Below are 1671 nucleotides of genomic sequence, written 5' to 3'. Positions count from 1 at the left end.
AGAAAAGAGATAGCTTTCGCTATCTCTTAAGCCCCTCCACTATTGACACGGAGCCAAGATTATACATCTTCTAACCCTACTTTTTGTTAAAGCTTTTTGTTTAGTACCCTATATTATTTTAAAGCGTCGCTTAATTCTACTAATTAAATTTAGTCCAAACAATTTGGTTCAATAGACTTTTTACCATAATATTTTTATTTAATTATATAGTATACCAGCAACTAATATCTACATTTCCCGAAATTCCAGGAATGCTTCCAGAACTTGTATATTGCCATCCGAATTTACCTTTATAGTATGGATTTTCCCATCCAATTGTATCAGTATAAGCAGCCATCCACGATACATTGGATAAAATAGCCTTATCATTTAAACTGCTATTAAGCATTGCTCGATAACTATATACATTTGTTGTATAACCTTTTGCATTCATTTCACTTATAAATGCATTCATATTCGCTATATTTTGCTCTTTTGTTATAGTAGTGCGCTCCAAATCAAAATATACAGGATATCCTAATTCATCTGGTGTAACATTATATTTCTGAAGAATATCTATTACAAACTTTGCTTCATTTAAGGCATCATTTTCACTGTTAGAATAATCATATATATATACCCCAAATGGTATTTTCAATCTTCTGCATGCCGCCAAATTATTTGCAAATTGCACATCTTCTATGTATTCCCCATTAGGATGAGCTGCAATTCTCAAAATTGCTCCATCAACATCTCCATACTGTTTTACAGTATTCCAATCGATATTCCCATTATATGAACTAACATCAATTACCTTTTTTGATGGCATATTCCCAGCTATATTTCCTTTATTATCAAAAAAGTATTTTTGCCCATCAATATATGCCCATCCAATTCTTTCCGTAGTATTTATTATATTATGAAACGGTAATTCTATATTGTTTACTGCACCTTTTTCATCATAAGCATAGATATGCGTGACATACGTTCCAAATTCATAATTATGATCGCTTCTATTTACTCTGAAAGTGTATTCGTTTTCCAGTTTTTGTCCCACTCCCCAAATTAAATCATCCTGTTCATTTTTATATGTCCACGTAGGAAATAATACCTCTGTAATTTTATTGTTACTTAAAACTGTGCAAGTAACAGTATACCCACTATCATTTATATTTGAAATTTTGACATTCTTTATTATTGGTTTAGTACTTGTATTTATATCAGGTTCTTTTAAATTTACTGTACCACAAATTGAAAAACCTTTTAATCCTTCTCTATCATACGCATAAATATGAGTAATATAATCACCATACTCAAAATTATGATCTTTACGATTTACCGTAAACGTAGCAACACCATTTTTCAATTCAGCTTCATGCCATACTATATCATCCTGTCCATTGTTTACTGTCCATGTTGGCATTTGAACTCTAACAACTTCCAAATCATCTGTTACTTTACAAATCACCGTATACTCATCAGATGTCACATTAATAACTTTTACATCACTTATAACAGGTGCTTGATTTTCTTCAATTTTTGTATCCAATTCAAGTTTACTATATTCACCCTCATCATCGTAAGCATATATATCAGTATTAATCTTACCAGTATCATAATTATGATTCATCATATCAACTTCTATTGTATATGTATTTCCAGTCCTGTTGGCTGTATACCAGATCAGATCAT

At 30.9% G+C, this 1671-nt stretch carries 1 protein-coding gene; it reads right to left on the bottom strand.

Going from position 1 to position 1671, the window contains the following annotated elements; all coding sequences use genetic code 11:
• Positions 1–202 precede the first annotated feature (202 nt).
• On the bottom strand, positions 203–1671 hold a 1469-nt coding region (locus KSU54_RS18370), incomplete at its 5' end, for a GBS Bsp-like repeat-containing protein (RefSeq protein WP_217749048.1).

Origin of the sequence: Erysipelatoclostridium sp. MSK.23.31 (assembly GCF_019125875.1) — a bacterium.
Classification (GTDB): domain Bacteria; phylum Bacillota_I; class Bacilli_A; order Erysipelotrichales; family Coprobacillaceae; genus Thomasclavelia; species Thomasclavelia ramosa.
Note: the sequence above shows the minus strand (reverse complement) of the source record. Positions and strands in the feature narration are given on the sequence as shown.